The sequence below is a fragment of the Pseudoalteromonas spongiae UST010723-006 genome (genome assembly GCF_000238255.3).
GTDB lineage: Bacteria > Pseudomonadota > Gammaproteobacteria > Enterobacterales > Alteromonadaceae > Pseudoalteromonas > Pseudoalteromonas spongiae.
Genome location: NZ_CP011039.1, coordinates 2,264,939 through 2,283,887 on the forward strand (window position 1 = coordinate 2,264,939; position 18,949 = coordinate 2,283,887).

The 18,949-nt window shown below is 40.5% G+C and carries 15 protein-coding genes; 4 read left to right on the top strand and 11 right to left on the bottom strand.

Features of this window, described 5'->3' with window-relative positions; translation table 11 throughout:
* Positions 1 to 5: 5 nt before the first annotated feature.
* The 11 genes from PSPO_RS10520 to ampD form a co-directional block, all read right to left on the bottom strand.
* Positions 6 to 917 carry a Dyp-type peroxidase gene (locus PSPO_RS10520; RefSeq protein WP_010561730.1) on the bottom strand — a complete coding sequence of 304 codons (912 nt, stop codon included), beginning with the start codon at positions 915 to 917 and terminating at the stop codon, positions 6 to 8.
* A gap of 14 nt (positions 918 to 931) precedes the next feature.
* Positions 932 to 1,990: an ABC transporter ATP-binding protein gene (locus tag PSPO_RS10525; RefSeq protein ID WP_010561731.1), complete on the bottom strand. Its 1,059-nt coding sequence runs from the start codon at positions 1,988 to 1,990 to the stop codon at positions 932 to 934.
* Entirely contained in the window at positions 1,983 to 3,629 is a 1,647-nt protein-coding gene (locus tag PSPO_RS10530; RefSeq protein WP_010561732.1) for an ABC transporter permease, read from the bottom strand. The genes PSPO_RS10525 and PSPO_RS10530 overlap by 8 nt, the downstream gene beginning before the upstream one ends.
* Positions 3,629 to 4,630 carry a Fe(3+) ABC transporter substrate-binding protein gene (locus PSPO_RS10535; RefSeq protein WP_010561733.1) on the bottom strand — a complete coding sequence of 334 codons (1,002 nt, stop codon included), beginning with the start codon at positions 4,628 to 4,630 and terminating at the stop codon, positions 3,629 to 3,631. Before PSPO_RS10535 ends, PSPO_RS10530 begins: the two co-directional genes overlap by 1 nt.
* Positions 4,631 to 5,393: 763 nt before the next feature.
* Positions 5,394 to 6,065, bottom strand: a complete 672-nt coding sequence (locus PSPO_RS10540; protein WP_010561734.1) for a tRNA-uridine aminocarboxypropyltransferase — start codon at positions 6,063 to 6,065, stop codon at positions 5,394 to 5,396.
* 130 nt (positions 6,066 to 6,195) lie between these two features.
* Positions 6,196 to 7,620, bottom strand: a complete 1,425-nt coding sequence (lpdA, locus tag PSPO_RS10545) for a dihydrolipoyl dehydrogenase (protein WP_010561735.1) — start codon at positions 7,618 to 7,620, stop codon at positions 6,196 to 6,198.
* A gap of 226 nt (positions 7,621 to 7,846) precedes the next feature.
* Positions 7,847 to 9,739, bottom strand: coding sequence for a pyruvate dehydrogenase complex dihydrolipoyllysine-residue acetyltransferase (gene aceF, locus PSPO_RS10550; protein ID WP_010561736.1), 1,893 nt, complete (start codon positions 9,737 to 9,739; stop codon positions 7,847 to 7,849).
* Between the two features lie 12 nt (positions 9,740 to 9,751).
* Complete coding sequence (gene aceE, locus PSPO_RS10555) at positions 9,752 to 12,418, bottom strand: pyruvate dehydrogenase (acetyl-transferring), homodimeric type (RefSeq protein WP_010561737.1); 2,667 nt, start codon at positions 12,416 to 12,418, stop codon at positions 9,752 to 9,754.
* A gap of 69 nt (positions 12,419 to 12,487) precedes the next feature.
* Positions 12,488 to 13,234, bottom strand: a complete 747-nt coding sequence (gene pdhR, locus PSPO_RS10560) for a pyruvate dehydrogenase complex transcriptional repressor PdhR (RefSeq protein WP_010561738.1) — start codon at positions 13,232 to 13,234, stop codon at positions 12,488 to 12,490.
* A 398-nt stretch (positions 13,235 to 13,632) separates the two neighbouring features.
* Entirely contained in the window at positions 13,633 to 14,481 is an 849-nt protein-coding gene (gene ampE, locus PSPO_RS10565) for a beta-lactamase regulator AmpE (protein WP_010561739.1), read from the bottom strand.
* An 11-nt stretch (positions 14,482 to 14,492) separates the two neighbouring features.
* Positions 14,493 to 15,035, bottom strand: a complete 543-nt coding sequence (gene ampD / locus PSPO_RS10570; protein ID WP_010561740.1) for a 1,6-anhydro-N-acetylmuramyl-L-alanine amidase AmpD — start codon at positions 15,033 to 15,035, stop codon at positions 14,493 to 14,495.
* 169 nt (positions 15,036 to 15,204) lie between these two features.
* Here ampD and nadC point away from each other — a divergent pair, with 169 nt between their 5' ends.
* The 4 genes from nadC to PSPO_RS10590 all read left to right on the top strand — a co-directional run bounded on the left by nadC (position 15,205) and on the right by PSPO_RS10590 (position 18,890).
* A complete protein-coding gene (gene nadC, locus PSPO_RS10575) occupies positions 15,205 to 16,059 on the top strand; it encodes a carboxylating nicotinate-nucleotide diphosphorylase (RefSeq protein ID WP_010561741.1) in 855 nt (284 codons plus the stop codon).
* A 389-nt stretch (positions 16,060 to 16,448) separates the two neighbouring features.
* Positions 16,449 to 16,844: a type IV pilin protein gene (locus PSPO_RS22010; protein ID WP_010561742.1), complete on the top strand. Its 396-nt coding sequence runs from the start codon at positions 16,449 to 16,451 to the stop codon at positions 16,842 to 16,844.
* 58 nt (positions 16,845 to 16,902) lie between these two features.
* Complete coding sequence (locus tag PSPO_RS10585; RefSeq protein WP_010561743.1) at positions 16,903 to 18,015, top strand: methyltransferase family protein; 1,113 nt, start codon at positions 16,903 to 16,905, stop codon at positions 18,013 to 18,015.
* Positions 18,006 to 18,890, top strand: coding sequence for a serine hydrolase domain-containing protein (locus PSPO_RS10590; RefSeq protein ID WP_010561744.1), 885 nt, complete (start codon positions 18,006 to 18,008; stop codon positions 18,888 to 18,890). Before PSPO_RS10585 ends, PSPO_RS10590 begins: the two co-directional genes overlap by 10 nt.
* Positions 18,891 to 18,949: the final 59 nt, after the last annotated feature.

An 18,949-nucleotide genomic window follows, 5' to 3' on the forward strand; every position in this document is an offset into this window, starting at 1 on the left:
CTCTGCTACCTAGCTAATTCCCTTAGCATATTCACTGATGGTGCAAAAAATGCCGCACCAAAATCACTTTTCGCAAACTCTAGCCACATATCTGGGCCATTATCATCAATGTAGCCTAAACGGTGTTTGAGAAGCGTTTGAAACGCATAGCCATTGTTTGCACAGCTAATAAATAAAAAGCCCTGTTGGTTAATATCAGCAAATGGCATGCCTTGATTTAAAAATAATGCATTGCCATGGTCATCGTAAAGTTCTGTACGAGCACTATGACTGTTTTCCGGAGCGCAGCTAACCGCTTGGTTAGAATTAGCCATTCGACCCATTACAATTTCTTGTTCAGCTTTTGAGATTTCTTGCCATGCCTTTAAATCATAACGATAACGCTGCACATGAATATAACTGCCTGCAGAAAATGCAACGTCTTCATCCCCCACTAAAGCAACAAGCTGCTTTTTGCGACCATGGGGATTGGCAACACCATAAATAAAGCCATTTAGGTCACGACCATCTAAATAATGAAAACACTTAACTTGGTCAATCAGCTCAATATCACCACTCAGTAATTCAATCACTTCCATCACAAACAAATGAACTACATCAAGACGATCTGCCCTAATTTGAATCATTAAATCTATTGGACGTGACGGCGTAGCATGCTCAATATGTTCAAATTGTGGAAAGCCTGCCAAGGTTTTTGGCATTTTACTGGGGTAAATATGTGGCCAGAATTGCGAACCTATCGCCACAACACACGACACAAGCGCTTCTGAAAATTCGTGATCAAACCGCTCTTGCATATCAATAATACTTGCCAATTTTTTCGACAAGCTGAGTTCTTGGCCATCTAATACATTTAAAAATAAATGCACACCATGTAAATTGGCTTCAGCACAAACTCCTGATTGCGCTTGTGGCATAGCGGGTTTCCTACTTAATTGTTATTAGTATAAGCGAAATAATTAACCAAATGCGGACGAACATCAATAGCTAATCGCTGACCATAAGCATAGCGCTGATGTTGCGCGCATGGAATTTCAAGTTCTTGTTGCCCTAGTTTTACACGACATAAATAGCGGTTACCAACAAAACGGCTCGCAACAAACTCGCCTACTCCTTGTTCGTTTTCGCTTAAAGTTAAATATTGAGGCTTTAAGTATATACAGCCTTTTCCTGACACTTCATTTTGGTCATTGGTAACAGGTTCAAGTGAAGTAATGGTACCAAACTCAGTTTTAAATTCAGTGCTCGATGTCGCTTCTGCATCGATAAAAATACCAGCACTTAAAAATGCCGCAACACCTTTTGTCGCAGGTTTGCGATAAAGTGCTTCTGCTGTGCCCAATTGTGCAATTTTGCCCTCTTCCATGATCGCCAATTTATCAGCAAAGGCAAAAGCTTCCTCTTTGGAATGGGTTACAAAAATAGCGGAAACTTGCTGATCTTTAATAATACGGCGAATATCATCAATTAATTGAAAGCGTACTTGGTGATCGATATTGGAAAATGGTTCATCAAGCAATAATAAACTCGGTTTATATGCCAGTGCGCGAGCAATGGCCACGCGCTGTTGCTGACCACCAGATAATTGGTGAGGATATCGCTCGGCAAATGCCTCTAGCTTAATCAGTGACAGCATTTCTTTAACACGCTCGTTGCGTACACTCGAGGATTCTTTGTGTAAGCCAAACGCAATGTTTTGCTCAACGGTTAAATGAGGAAACAACGCATAGTCTTGAAACATCATACCGATATTGCGCTCTTGTGGCGGCACATAAAGCGAATCACCGTTAACCGCAACTTGCGCAATCGAAATATCGCCTTTGCTAGGTTTCAACAAGCCAGCAATTGCTTTTAACGTGGTGGTTTTGCCACAGCCACTTGCACCGAGTAAACACACAATTTCATTGTCTTTTACCTGCAATGACAAATCTTTTAAGATCGGTTTGCCATTGTAGCTATATTCTAAATTGTTAATCGACAAATTACTCATGAGATGCTTTAGCTTCCATAGTGTTATTAACTAAATATAAAGGGATTAAACCGACAAGTACGATAAATAACGCCGACACTGAGGCAAGCTCAAGTTGCTCATCACTGACGTATTGGAAAACATAGGTTGCCAGCGTTTCAAAGTCAAAAGGGCGTAATAACAGTGCCGCAGGTAACTCTTTCATACATTCAATAAATACAATTAAACCAGCAGTAAGCATACCGCGCTTAAGCAGTGGCATATGCACTCGGCGCAAGGTATTGCCTGCACTTACGCCCATTGAATGACTTGCCATATCGAGCGATGGTGAAATACGCGCATAGCTAGATTCAATGGCACCTTGTGAAATCGCATAAAAGCGCACTACGTAAGCAAACATTAAGGCAAAAATAGAACCACTAAACAACAATCCTGGTTCGGCAAACCACTGTGTTGATTCGGCAAAAATATTGAGCTGTTGATCAAGTGCGGTGAGCGGCAGTAGCACTGCTATTGCTAATACGGTGCCAGGCAATGCATAACCAGTACTGGCAACTTTGCCTGGCACACCTGCCCAGCGCGATAAGCTTGAACGTTGATAGAAATTCACCAGCACACTTAAAGCAACGCAAACGAAACTAACGATTAGCGCTATTTTTAAGCTCTGCCAAGCATATAAAAACGCATCGCTATTGAACGCTTCACTAAAATAGCTCACTGCGTAGCTCATCAAAATAAGAATTGGCAGCACAAACCCAGCAAAAAGTATTAATGCACAATAGGCTGTTGCTAACCATGCTGATTTTCCCGATAGGTAATAAAGCGGTCCGTTATTTTCGCTTGCACCACGTTCAAATACCGCTTGGTTGCGTCGGCTAAATTTCTCTACGCCTATCACGACAAACAAAAACAGTAACATAATGCCGGAGATTTTCGCTGCCGCCGTGAGTGAATAGTAACCAAGCCAGGTATCGTATACTGCCGTTGTCAGGGTACTTACTGCAAAATAATTTACCGTTGCAAAATCAGCCATTGATTCCATGCTGATAAGTGCTAATGCCGCAGCAATTGCGCCACGCCCTAACGGAATCGATACTTTAAAAAAGCTTTTAACAGGCGAGTAACCCATTACTTGGCTGGCCTGAACTAATTTATAAGATTGCTCTTTAAGTGCGGTTTTAAAAATCAAAAATAAATATGGATATAGCACTAATGCAATCATTACGATTGCACCGCCGAGCGTGCGAATATCAAAAAACCAATAATCACTCGGTGATTGCCAGCCAAAAACCGCGCGCAACCATGACTGAATGGGGCCCGCATAATCAAATAAGTCGGTATAAATATAGGCGATAATATAAGTTGGCATTGCAAGTGGTAGCATCAATGCCCACTCAAAATGCTTTTTACCGGGAAAGTCACTGTAGGCACAAAGCCATGCTAGTGGCAACGCAATCACACAACTGAGCAAGCAGACGCCAAAAATCAACACTATGGTATTAAAGGTGTAATCCCACAATACTGTTTGTTTTAAGTGTTCAAAGACTTCCTTATCAGGCTGGAAGGATTCAAAAATCAGGAACAATAACGGAAGCGACAGGCAAAAGCCTGTCGCGAAAGCAATAAACTGCCATTTAGACAGTGAAAAATTAAGGCGCATTAAAGATCAAATTTTACCTCGTCGATTAGCTTCAATGCCAATGGACGGTATTCACTTACCTTTGTTAATGGCAGTGCATCTTCCTTAAATTTGCCCCAAGACGCCACTAACTCAGACACTTCAACATCCGTCTTTACCGGATATTCCATATTCACTGAAGCATACATACTCTGAGCTTTGTTGTCAGTCATAAATTCGATTAATTTTAATGCGTTAGTCGTATTTTTACCATGCTTGGTTAAAACTGCACCAGATACATTGATATGTGAGCCACGATCTTGCTGATTTGGGAAGTTAATGTACACAGACTCAGCCCAAGGCACTTGCTTTGGATCGTTCAGCATTTTACCAAAGTAATAACTGTTACCGAGCGCTACATCACACAAGCCCTCTTTTACTGCTTTTACTTGTGCACGGTCGTTACCTTGTGGCTTACGTGCTAGGTTTGCTTTTAAGCCCTTTAACCACGCTCGCGCTTCTGCTTCGCCATGATGCGCAATCATAGAAGCAACTAAGCCCAAGTTATAAGGGTGCTTACCTGAACGCATACAAATTTTGCCTTTGTATTCAGGTTTAGCGAGATCTTCATAGGTTAACGTGTCTAACTTACCAACACGCTCTTTAGACGAGTAAACATTACGTACACGTTTAGTCAGTGCAACCCAATTTCCTTCGTCATCACGAAATTGCTTTGGTACATTTTTTTCGATTACGTTACTTTTAATCGGTTGCACTAAGCCTTCATCTTCAAGCTGTAACAGCGCACTAAAGTTAGACGTAAGCACCATATCGGCTTTCGTGTATTTACCTTCTTTTTTAAGTTTTTCAATTAAACCTTTTTTGGCAAAAACAACTTTTGTTTCAATACCTGTCTCTTTTGTGAACTCTTGCAGAATAGGTTCAATTAAAAAGCCCTGACGATAAGAGTAAATATTAACAACATCTTTTGCTGCAACTTCACCAGCTGCTAGCAGTGCGAGTAATGCGATTGCTTTTTTCATATTCTAGAACCATTAATAAGAAGTATTATCACTTGAATTGTATCTATCTGATATTGAATGTACAGCGTTAAATGCACTCAATTTAATTAAATGAAAACAATTTTCAGTTAGAAGAGCAAAAGACATTAGCGAATTTAACTGTAGGATATATCTCACAGAACACTCCTACTTATCTCAAAAAACTAGGTGCACACACGCACCCAAAATAGTTAACACTTTGTTTTATAAATATATAACCACGTCAAACTCTATATTTCAGCAATAAAACAAATTTACCAAGCCATTTTATATAGTTTTATTCAACAACCACTGCTCTAGAATTAACACTGTCAAAAGGAAATGGACTGAATTGACCTTACTTAGGATTAGTAAGCGGCAGGAGCTGGTAGGATTTACTAGATGGATTTTGGGCTAGGATGCCAAGGGAATTGATGGTTTACAGGATGTGGACCTTAAACGGATTTTCTTACAGGATTGTAAATAGGATAGATGGATTGAGCACGGATTTAGCTCATTGACGAGTCATGTCAAAATAGGGATATCAAGGATTGCACTAATCAAACAACGATATGTGCATAGCAGGACGCTAATAAGATTCCGTTAAGGCGCAGCTTTAAGCTGCGCTTTTTATTTGCCTAAAATTCACTTATCACGTTTTGAATATGCGCTTTAAGCCACTAATTTAATGCGTTTACCCTTTAGCTTTAGGAAATTGCTCATTTCTAAAAACAGCAATGCCAAACTTCAAATTTTAATCCCGTTATTACGGCACTAATTTACTGCGCTTACCCTTTAGGTAAGCATTTCTAAAATCAATAAAGTGACGCTCTAACTTTTGAGACGCATCAAGCTCTCCTGCAAGCTCCAACACCATAATGGCCACTTCAGCGGTACCCAATTGGTGCTCAAATGCGGCAACACGTAAATGATATTCAGAGAGCTTTTCAGGGCTAATAGATAAAATCGGGAAACCGTCCAGATAAGGGCTTTTGCGAATCATTTTCTTCGCTTCACGCCAAGTACCATCTAAAAATACAAATAACGGTTTTTTACCTGCAATACGACTGACCTGTTTAACAACCCGGTCTACTGGCATATTATCTTCAGGAAACACAATAAAGGGCTGGTATTTATCACTTTGTAATAAATCTAAAAGCGCTTTATCAGGTTCCGTTCTATCCCAACGAAACGCATAATTGTCAGGCACAATATCAGCAATTAAACGTCCTGTATTTGAGGGCTTAAAACTCTCATTGTGATACATCAGCAAACAAACTGCAGCATCACAATTTGCCTCTTCGATACCATCACAAATACATAAGGTTTCAGATAACAAACAATGCTCACAGCGCGATAATTTTGAACCGCGCGCTTTATATTCACGCTTTGCTGCAGCGATCTGTTGTTGCCTAAGTGCTAATACTGAATTTTTCAATCGACCTCTCCCAAACAAGCGGCGTATTCTAACGTTTTTTGGCGCTTTGAGCTAATACTAAGCCGATGTACAAAATCCAGACAATAAAAAACCCAGCACATTGGCTGGGTTTTTCTAAAGAAGCACTAGATTACTTCTTTTTAACTGCTTTTTTGTTTGGAAGGTCAGTGATTGAACCTTCGAAAATTTCAGCAGCTAGACCGATTGATTCGTTCAGTGTTGGGTGAGCGTGAATTGTTAACGCTAAGTCTTCACCATCTGCGCCCATTTCAACTGCTAGGCCGATTTCGCCAAGCATTTCACCTGCGTTGATACCAACCATAGCACCACCGATAACGCGACCTGAGTCTTTATCGAAGATAAGCTTTGTTGAACCTTCAGTACGTGCTGAAGCGATTGCACGGCCAGATGCTGCCCACGGGAATACCGCAGTTTCAATTTTAAGGCCTTGCTCTTTTGCTTCTTTCTCAGTTACACCTACCCATGCGATTTCTGGATCTGTGTATGCGATTGAAGGAATACACTTAGGATCGAAGTAATGCTTCTTACCAGAGATAACTTCAGCAGCAACGTGTGCTTCATGAACCGCTTTGTGTGCAAGCATTGGTTGACCAACGATATCACCAATCGCAAAGATGTGGTTTACGTTTGTCTTCATTTGCTTGTCAGTGTTGATAAAGCCACGCTCATCAACTGCAACGCCTGCTTTTTCAGCGTCAAGTAGTTTACCATTCGGAGTACGGCCAACAGCAACAAGTACTTTGTCGTAACGAACAGCTTCAGCTGGTGCGTTTTTACCTTCAAATGAAACGTATAGACCGTCTTCTTTCGCTTCAACAGCAACCACTTTAGTAGAAAGCATTACGTTGAACTTGTTCTTAACGTACTTTTGGTAAATCTTGATAACGTCTTTATCAGCTGCTGGTACTAGTTGATCAGCAAATTCAACTACGTCGATTTGTGAACCTAGTGCACGGTAAACAGTACCCATCTCTAAACCGATGATACCACCACCTAATACAAGTAGCTTTTCAGGAACGTCTTTAAGTTCAAGCGCGCCTGTTGAGTCAATTACACGATCATCTTCAGGGATGAAAGGTAGGTTTACAGGTTGAGAACCCGCAGCGATAATTGCATTATCGAAAGTAACAGTAGTTGTACCGTTTTCGCCTTCAACAGCAATGGTGTTAGAACCTGTGAATTTGCCGTAACCGTTAACTACGTTAACTTTACGCATTTTAGCCATGCCGTCTAGGCCGCCAGTAAGTTGACCAATTACAGACTCTTTCCATGAACGGATTTTGTCTAGGTCGATTTGAGGAGCACCGAAAGTAACACCGTGAGACGCCATTTCAGCTGCGTCATCAATTACTTTAGCTACGTGTAAAAGTGCTTTTGAAGGAATACAACCTACGTTTAAGCACACACCACCTAAAGTATTGCGTGATTCGATTAATGTTACATCTAAACCTAAATCAGCAGCACGGAATGCTGCAGAGTAACCACCAGGACCACCGCCTAGTACAACAACTTGAGTTTTGATTTCGTTGCTCATGTTATTACCTTAACTGTTATTCGAACGGGATAATACGAGAATTGTATCACCCAAACTCCTGCCTATTTATCTCAATTAACAAGACTTTGGGCAGATAAATTAATATTGCGCGAAATTCTAGCATTGCCGTTTACATATGTCGTGCAATTTTCAACAGATTTCGTTCAATTAATACTATTTGCTATAAACAAAACGCATAACCGAAGTTATGCGTTAAGCTCTTTTCTTACATTACTAACTGGCGAATGTCGCTCAGGTAAGCTGCAAGTGTTGCAGTAAAGCGTGCTGCTAACGCACCGTCAATTACACGGTGGTCGTATGAACAGCTTAGCGGCACCATTAGGCGCGGCTCAAAATCTTTACCATTCCACTTAGGCTTCATGTCAGACTTAGACACACCTAAGATAGCAACTTCTGGTGCATTTACGATTGGTGTAAACGCAGTACCACCAATGCCACCTAGGCTAGAAATCGTGAAACAACCGCCCTGCATATCAGATGCAGTTAGTTTACCTTCACGTGCTTTGCCAGAGATTTCCATCAATTCACGAGATAACTCAATAATGCCTTTTTTGTTCACGTCACGTACAACAGGAACAACTAGACCATTTGGTGTATCTACTGCAATACCAATGTTTACATACTTTTTAAGAATTAAGCTTTCGCCATCTTCAGATAGTGATGAGTTAAACGTTGGGAACTCTTCAAGAGCTTTTGCCGCGGCTTTCATTACGAATACTAATGGAGTGATCTTCACGCCCATTTTCTTCTTCTCAGCCATTACATTCTGCTCTTTACGGAATGCTTCTAGCGTCGTGATGTCTGCTTCGTCAAATTGCGTAACATGCGGGATCTGTACCCAGTTACGGTGAAGGTTTGCACCAGAAAGCTTTTGAATACGAGAAAGTTTCTTCTCTTCAACTTCACCAAATTTGCTGAAGTCTACTTTTGGCCAAGGAATTAGGTTTAGCTCGCCACCGCCAGTGTTGCCACCTTTAGATAGCTGACCTGATTCAACTTGCTTCACTAACTCTTTCACGTAGTTTTGTACGTCTTCTTTAAGTACACGGTTCTTGCGACCCGTACCTTTAACGCGCGCTAGGTTTACACCAAACTCACGCGCTAGACGACGAACTACAGGTGATGCATGTGCGTATTGGTCGTTCGCTACAAATTCATCTTTTTGTGCTGAAGCTGCAGGTGCCGCTGCTGGCGCTGGTTTTGCCGCAGATGCTGCCGGAGCCGCTTGTGTTGGTGCTGGCGCCGCTGCAGGAGCTGGTGCAGAGCCTTGCGTTTCAAATACAAATACCAATGAACCAGTCGACACTTTACCGCCAACTTCAACCTTAACTTCTTTAACAGTACCAGCAAACGGTGCTGGTACTTCCATAGAGGCCTTGTCGCCTTCTACGTTTAAGATTGATTGGTCAGCTTCAACCACATCGCCTACTGCAACCATGACTTCAGTTACTTCAACTTCGTCACCGCCGATATCTGGTACGTGAACTTCTTTAAGTTCAGCCGCATCTGCTGGAGCAGGCGCTGCCGCAGGAGCCGCTTCAACAGCTGCCGGCGCAGATGCACCCGTTTCAAATACGAATACTAGCGAGCCCGTTGATACTTTGCCGCCAACTTCAACCTTCACTTCTTTCACTGTACCGCCAAATGGTGCTGGTACTTCCATAGAAGCCTTGTCGCCTTCTACATTTAAGATTGATTGGTCAGCTTCAACCACGTCGCCTATGGCAACCATGATTTCGGTAACTTCAACTTCGTCACCACCGATGTCTGGTACGTGAACCTCAACTAATTCAGACGCCGCTACTGGAGCAGGTGCAGCCGCAGGGGCTGCTGTTGCTTCAGGCTCGGCTGCTGCAGGTGCATCACCCGCAGCATCAAAAATCATAATTAAAGAACCAGTTGCAACAGTGTCGCCTTCTGCTACTTTAATTTCTTTCACTGTACCCGCTTGTGCAGCTGGCACTTCCATTGAAGCTTTATCACCTTCAACTGAAATAAGAGATTGATCAACTTCAACTGTATCACCTACGTTAACTAGGATCTCAGTTACTTCAACCTCATCTGCACCAATGTCTGGAACATGAATTTCGATTGCCATTCTATCTGCCTCTTATGCGTATAGTGGGTTAGTTTTCGTTGTGTCGATATCAAATTTCTTGATAGCGTCTGCCACAACTGATGCGTCAACTTTACCTTGCTTAACAAGCTCTGTAAGTGCAGCGACTACTACGTAACCTGCATTTACTTCGAAGTGACGACGTAAGTTTTCACGGCTGTCTGAACGACCGTAACCATCAGTACCAAGTACTTTATAAGATGCGCTTGGCATGTAAGCACGTACTTGTTCTGCATAGTTCTTCATGTAGTCAGTTGCCGCAATTGCCGGAGACTCACCTAATACAGATGTGATGTAAGGTACTTTTGCATCGCTTGTTGGGTTAAGCATGTTGAAACGCTCAACGTCTTGACCATCACGCGCAAGTTCATTAAATGAAGTTACTGAGAATACGTCAGAACCAATACCGTACTCTTCGCTTAGGATCTGACCTGCTTTACGTACTTCGTTTAAGATAGTACCTGAACCCATTAGCTGAACGTGTGCTTTGTCGCCTGCATTTTCTTCAAGCTTGTAGATACCCTTACGAATACCTTCTTCCGCACCTTCTGGCATTGCAGGTTGTGCGTAGTTCTCGTTCATTAGCGTTAGGTAGTAGAACACATTTTCTTGATCAGGACCGTACATGCGACGGATACCGTCTTGCAGGATTACCGCTACTTCAAATACGAATGTTGGGTCATAAGAAATACAGTTAGGAATAGTACCCGCTTGAATGTGCGAGTGACCATCTTCGTGCTGTAGACCTTCACCGTTAAGGGTTGTACGACCAGCCGTTGCACCTAGTAAGAAACCACGCGCTTGTTGGTCACCCGCCATCCACGCCATGTCGCCAACACGTTGGAAGCCGAACATAGAGTAGTAGATGTAGAATGGGATCATAGGTAGGTCATTTGTCGAGTATGACGTTGCAGCAGCAACCCATGAAGACATTGCACCTAGCTCGTTGATACCTTCTTGAAGTACCTGACCTGATGTTGCTTCTTTGTAGTAAGAAACGATGTCACGGTCTTGAGGTGTGTAATTCTGGCCATGCGGGTTGTAAATACCGATTTGACGGAATAAACCTTCCATACCAAAGGTACGTGCTTCATCCGCAATGATAGGTACGATGTTTTTACCTACGCCTTTATCTTTTAATAAGATATTTAGCGCACGTACATAACCCATAGTCGTAGAGATATCACGCTTTTGCTCTTCTAGAAGTGGCTTAAATTGCTCTAGCGTTGGAATTTCTAGTGCTTGCGTGAAGTTAGGTAAACGCTGTGGCGTGTAACCGTGTAGTGCTTTACGACGCGCATGTAAGTATTCGTACTCTGCAGAGCCTTCTTCAAGCTTCAAGTATGGTAAGTCTTTGATTTGCTCATCAGATACCAAGTCTTCAAGGCCAAGACGTGAACGAAGGTGTTCAACGTGCGTCATGTCCATTTTCTTAACTTGGTGCGCAATATTTTTACCTTCAGCTGCTTCCCCCATGCCGTAACCTTTAACAGTTTTAGCTAAGATTACAGTAGGACGGCCTTTTGTCTCTTGCGCTGCTTTGTAAGCTGCGAAAAGCTTTGATGTATCGTGACCACCACGCTTAAGCGCGAAGATCTCGTCATCAGTCATATCTGCAACAAGTGCTGCAGTTTCTGGATAACGACCGAAGAAGTGCTCACGCACGTATGCGCCATCTTTTGACTTATAAGTCTGGTAATCACCATCGATAGTTTCGTTCATAAGCTGTAAAAGTTTACCAGACGTATCTTTCGCAAGTAGTAGATCCCAACCAGAACCCCAAACTACTTTAATTACGTTCCAGCCAGCACCTTTAAATAGACCTTCAAGTTCTTGAATGATCTTACCGTTACCCATTACTGGGCCATCTAGGCGCTGTAGGTTACAGTTAATTAGGTAACATAGGTTATCTAGCTTCTCACGCGCAGCGAAAGAAATTGCACCACGTGATTCTGGCTCATCCATCTCACCATCACCTAAGAACGCATAAACGCGCTGCTCGTTCGTCTCTTTCAGACCACGACCTTCTAGGTATTTAAGGAAACGAGCTTGGTAAATAGATGCAATTGGACCTAGACCCATAGATACCGTTGGGAACTGCCAGAATTCAGGCATCAACTTAGGGTGTGGGTATGAAGAGATACCTTTACCGTCTACTTCTTGACGGAAGTTATCAAGTTGCTCTTCTGTCAAACGGCCTTCTAAGAAAGCACGTGCATAGATACCCGGTGAAATGTGACCTTGGTAATAAACTAAATCACCACCGTCTTTCTCGTTTGGTGCACGGAAGAAGTGGTTAAAACACATTTCGTAGAATGCAGCAGACGACTGGTAAGACGCCATGTGGCCGCCTAGCTCTAAGTCTTTCTTAGATGCACGTAAAACGATCATAATCGCATTCCAACGCACGATTGAACGAATACGACGCTCAATTGTTGTGTCACCTGGGTATGCAGGCTCTTGATCTGCTGGGATAGTATTCACATAGTTAGTTGTGATACCAGTTGGCATATCTACGCCGTCAAGACGTGCTTGCTCTAGTACTTGTTCAAGTAAAAACTGCGCGCGTTCAACGCCTTCTTCTTTTACTACTGACTCAAGCGCTTGCAACCACTCTTGGGTTTCTAACGCGTCAACGTCAATTTTATTGACTTCAGACATATGGAGTGTCCCTTATGTTTAAATTCAAATTTATCCCTAACAGATAAATCGAGTTATGTTTCAAATCGTTTAATTTTTTTGCGAACGACGTAAACTGCGCTCAATACGAGAGTGCTCTTTACCCGCTTGCAATAAAGCTTCTTCAATAAAGGCTAAGTGCGCATTACTTGCGTCACGTGCTTTATCTGGTTGTCCTGTAATTACTGCATCAAACAGGAATTTTCTGTGTTCAGCTAGTTGCGTTTTAACATCTGATTTTTGCACTAATACCATTAAATTCTGCTGAATATTTTGCTCAAGTAATGATTTCATACCGCGAATTAAGTGCAGCAACACTACGTTGTGCGATGCTTCTGCTACGGCAAAATGAAAGGCATTGATCATTTGAGCTTGGGTTTCAATATCATTTGCAGTTGCAATGGCATCAAAACACTTGGAAATATATTCAAAATCTGTATCGGTACCACGAAGTGCCGCATAGTAGGCTGCGATACCTTCTAAGGCATGACGGAATTCAAGTAAGTCGAATTGTGATTCAGGGTGTTTGGAAATCAAATCAAACAGTGGATCTGTCATCCCCCCTTCAAGCTGGTTTTTAACATAAGTACCGCCACCTTGGCGACGTGTTACCAGCCCTCTGGCTTCCAATTTTTGAATCGCTTCACGTAATGAAGGACGTGACACTTCAAATTGTTTCGCCAGCTCGCGCTCCGGCGGTAGTTTTTCGCCGGGCGCCAACGAGCCCTCAAGAATCATATTCTCAAGTTGTTCTAAAATCACATCCGACAGCTTAGCGGCTTTTATCTTAAATGACATAGGCTTTTGAAGTAACCTTCTGTTTTCCGTTCCTAATCAAGCAAATAGTGTGTCAAATTCGCAAAAGGTAAATTGGTCATACCAAAAATTAGCGCTTAAATTATCAGAAATACGGTGAATAGTCAAAATTATCAAGATTAATGGCATAACTATTCAATGCAGTGTTTTTTGCCTAAAAATAGTTTGGCAACGATGCACTAAACCTCAGGTTACGTGCGAGATAAGAAATCAAACACCATTAAAGGTAGACAAAAAATAACAGAATAATTATTTAATTGGTGAAAAAGTAAAATGGTCAGACCAGACAGGGTTCAGGGTTCAGGGTTCAGGGTTCAGGGTTCAGGGTTCAGGGTTCAGCAAAAATTCTGAAACCTAAACTCTGAAATCTCAATTCTTTTTTAACCAACCGACCCCAGTAAAGTAAGAATTGCAATTGCCGCTAGCATTAACAGCATGTTTCGCTTTACTAACCGCACCATACATTTAGCTTCAAAACTGCAGCCGATAAACTCTTGTTCTACACGTTCAGCAGCATGGGCAATGTCACCGATGACTCGTCGATTTGGTACTGAAAAGTTAAAGACATATTTTAAATAAGTTGCCGTGCCTTGGCTAAAGTTACCAATAATTAAATAACCAAAGCTGACAATGCGTGCCGGTAACCAATCAAGCCAATAAAGGGTTTTATGAAGCACCTTTTTGTGTTTTCGAAAGGCTGATTCAGGATCATTACGGGTCAGGTCTGCAAAATTTCGAATTAACGCATAACCAAGTGCGCCACACACACCAAAGATAACAAACCAAAAAATAACCGCGCCATAATAACGGAAGTTAATCCATGCGATTGTTTGGCCGAGCGTTTCACCACCATCCTGTTCTGTACGTTTTTGACCTAATTGAAGCGCATACAGTGTTGCAGCTTCTGCATCATCTCGCTGCAATGCGTTTAAATACCCTTTGTATTTCTCACGCAAGTAAGCACAACCAAAACACACTAGTAACACAACCACGTTAATCGCTAATTCAAGCAAAACAAAATCAAATGTTTCACTCACGGCAAAGAGTAGTAGCACAGGAAGTAATAGCCAAATAAAGAAATCCACTCGTCGCGAGTAAATCTTACTAAATAAGCCGTTTGACTCACTTACACTAATAAAATGCTTAACATAGGTATTAAGCTGCCAAGCATCTTCTTTTGCGGCAAGTCTTTCAATAATAAGTGCTAAGATTACTGAAATTAAAATCATCTTGTTCTCTGCTACGTTAATGAGGCATGAAAGCGGGCCCAATCAAAGTGTGGACCAGGATCAGTTTTCCGACCTGGTGCGATATCACTATGACCCGTGATCCCTTTTGAATTTAACTTAGGATAATGTTTTAAAAGCATTTTGACCAGTTCTTCAAGGCTAGCATACTGCTCATTTGTGAAAGGAACATGATCGCTCCCCTCTAATTCAATACCAATACTAAAGTCATTACATCCCTGCCTACCTTTATACTCAGACACACCAGCATGCCACGCCCGTTTGTTAAATGGTACGTACTGAATAACTTCGCCATCGCGGCGAATTAAACAATGCGCTGATACTTCAAGCCCTTCTAAATCAGCAAAACTTGGGTCGGCCTTGCAATCCAAACAGCCTAAAAATAAATCAGAAATATACGGTAAACCAAACTGACCTGCCGGCAACGAAATATTGTGAAGTACAATCAGGGAGATATCTTCTTCATCTTGCCGTTCGTTAAAATGAGGAGAAGGTAAAAAGCAAATACCTTGTAATACGTGTTGTTCTATTTGCATGTTTCGAAGTAGTCTGCAGAAATTAGATCTCAGATTAACACTTGCCGAAAGAAATCTGAAATCTGAAATCTGAAATCTGAAATCTGAAATCTGAAATCCAATAAAATCATAGCCAACTTATAATCAACACGATAAAATTATAACAACGTTCATTATCTGTAATTTCACTATGGCTCTCTCTCAACAATTAATTTCTCAACTCGTTAAATCTGCACTCGACGAAGACTTAAACTACCAAAGTGCTGACGGCGATATTACCGCACAGCTTATTCCGGCAACACAACAAGCAAACGCAAAAGTAATCACACGCGAAGCGGGTGTTTTTTGTGGCAAGCAACTTATTTTAGAAGTGTTTGAACAGGTAGATCCAAGTGTAATAGTGAATGTATTAGTTGATGATGGCAATACCATTGAAGAAAACCAAACGTTATTTACCGCGGTTGGTAATGCACGCGCTATTTTAACTGCTGAGCGCACCGCGCTTAACTTTGTTCAAACACTTTCAGGCACAGCAACGATTACCGCCCACTATGTAAAAGAGTTAGTTGGTACAGGAACACAACTGCTCGACACTCGAAAAACAATTCCGGGATTACGCTTATTACAAAAATACGCAGTGAAATGCGGTGGTGGCGAAAATCATCGCATCGGATTATTTGACGCCTTTCTAATTAAAGAAAACCACATTGCTGCCTGTGGTGGCATTGAGAATGCGGTAGCACAAGCGAAAACAAATCATCCAGACAAAAAAGTAGAAGTAGAAGTAGAAAACTTAGCAGAACTACAGTTGGCTCTTGATGCTGGTGCAGACATTATCATGCTTGATAATTTCACAGTTGAGATGATTAACAAGGCGGTAACAATCACTAACAAACGCGCCAAACTGGAAGTGTCGGGGAATATGACATTAGAGACTTTACGCACCTATTCTCAAGCAGGTGTCGACTTTATTTCTTCAGGTGCTTTAACAAAACATGTAAAAGCGCTTGATTTATCAATGCGTTTTGAAAATAATGGCGACTAATTAGTGAACTTTAACTTTTTTCATACAGAAAGAGTAATCCTTTTGTATTAATTTAGGAACATGTAAGCTAATTGTAAAAAAAGATGCTACACAAGTCATAAATGTCGTGCTAGCATCTCATTAGAAATAGCGAGTACAGGAAGTACAGGCTAGTAATAAGGAATTAGTTTTGTTCCTAGTAAGCCAACTTAGTAGTACCTTTAGGTGGTTTTTAGAGACAAATTAATAATTTTTTATGGTTTGGTATTAATCGCTTAGGGAAAAGTTACTAATACTTACTTTCTCATTAGAGAAGTTTAACTATACTAATTAATGGAATGAGTATGCTCTGTTTAACAGGCAGCTCTTTTTAATAACTTAGCCCCATAAACACTCGTTAGAGGTACATTATGAAAAACATGAAACAAACAGCCCAAAAGGGTTTCACACTAATCGAATTAATGATCGTTGTTGCAATCATCGGTATTCTTGCAGCAGTAGCGATTCCACAGTATCAAAACTACACTATCCGTGGTGCAAACAACGCTTGTTCTACTGACGCAAAGCAATGGATGACAGAAAGCGCAATCAAGCTACACGCAGCAGAAGCTGCACGTGCTTACGCTGGTAATGCGTGTACACCGAGCATCACAACTCCACTAACACTTTCAAGCACAGGCGTTACAATGGTCGCTGTAAGCCCTGGTGATAAAACTTATGTAATCGATATGACAGCTGGTACTGTAACTGAACAAGCTGCATCATCATCAAGCGGTGGTGGTTCTACTGGTGGTGGTTCTTTATAATAGTTTAATCAAAATTAAATTATGTTGAGAGGAGCTTTATCGCTCCTCTTTTTTATTTATGAACAAATTATATTTTTCAGGTGTTAGCGCCGCTCTTTTTATCAGTGTCGTTTGGCTATTATTAATAACTATTCCCAAAAGTGAAACGCCAGTAATCAATGCTGAATTTATAGCTGTTATTTTTAATTTTTGCATCGCTTTTATTCTAAGTTTAAATTTTTTTAAGATAAAAAGATTCAATATAGATACTAAGAAACTAATAGGTATTTTCTTTGTAAGTGTAGGGGTTATTGTTGTTGTTAATATAATCTTTTTAATAAACTCAAGTGGTTATTACTTTCTTGAAAATCGAACCTATTACATTCCCTTATTTCTAATTTCTCTACTATTATTTGAAGGCTTATCTCGTGATACTTATTTAGAAAAGTTTGGTGAAAAGCTCATTGCTGATAAATCAAGCGATATTAATTGGCGATATTTTGTTTTATCACTCTTCATCAAAGTATTTTTTGCGTGTTTTTTATTCGACATACAAGTAGAACTTATACAAGCACTTTCTTTAACTGATATATTAAATAAAAGTAACGTAAATTGGTTTAACTCCCTAATTCAATTAGGCTTACTTATTGATGTCAGTATTGCGTTGATCGGATATATATTCGCTGCTAAATACTTTAAAAATAGCATAAAGAGTTTTAATCCTTATTTAACGGGTATTGTTGTTTGTTTTTTATGCTACCCCCCTATAAATGATTTAGTTTCAGATTTTGTGAAAGCCCCTGATAAGTTTGTATGGACACACTGGCTCGAAAAAAACACGCTTTTGTATTGGTTTTGGGGATGTTTAATAACTGTTACTTGGACCATTTATTTTTGGGCTACTATTTCATTCGGCAATACATTTTCTAATTTAACTTATCGGCGACTTATTCACTGGGGGCCATATCGCTATTGCGCTCATCCAGCTTACTTGGCTAAAAATATTTACTGGTGGTTAATGTCAGTTCCTTTTGTTGTTACAACCAGTATCCTAGATACCATAATCGCAGTTTTAGTTATTCTATTCTGGAATGGTATATATTACTTGCGAGCGAAAACGGAGGAAATGCATTTAGCACAATACCCAGCCTATCGCCAATACCTAAAGAAAGTGCCAATAAAATGCTTATAAAATATGTAGCCTTTGCATTACTTTTATCTCCAATTTCAGTGCTTGCGGAACATCAACTTAAAATTTGGTACAAATTTAACGATGATAAAATTAATGGTGAATCGATAAATAATGTTTACCAATGGGCTTCCATTGCAAAGCCAATTACTTATAGATTGTTTACCTATCATATAACTAAAGATACAGTCTCTCTAGCAGCTTTCAGAAGCTGCCTGTATAAGCAAAGCTATAACCCTCTCATATTGCTTGATCACACATCTCAATATCCACAATTGACTAATAATATATTTGATGAGCAAGCCATAGAAGCCCAATATAAGAAAGCACTAGTTAGTAAGCCTTTTAATACCTATCGAGTTAATTATTCAAACTTGAATTATTTACTAATTGGTAAAGAGATGGAATGTGTAACTGGTAAAGACTTTAAATATTTACGTCAAAGCGCTTGGTCAAACTGGACAAAGACAAAAATCTTGCCGAGTCGTGCGTCTAAATACCCTTTACCTCCATCGTTTGATTCTGTTGGAAATATGCTTACTTCGCCTGTAGGCCTATTTCGTTTTGCTGAAAATTTTATAAAGTGTGCCAATAAAGAGTGCAAAGAGTATCCTGTTGATTTCGACGACTGTGTTTTTGATACATACTGCAATGGTTTTTATGTTCAAAACGTATTTAACAATAAAGTTTTTCAACACAAAGGAAATCTACCAGGTTTAGAAACATTACTTTTAATTGACCCGAAAAATCACTTAATCATTCTTCTGCATTTAAACCACCCACATAACCATCGATTATTTAGCACATCTAGCTTTTTGATCATTCTGAAAAAAATATACAGTGAGTTAAAACTCATTTCTAATGATAATGTCTATTAATTTATTTACTCCTTGACTAAGAAGTAATTATTTTGTGAAATAATCGCAATATGCAGCTA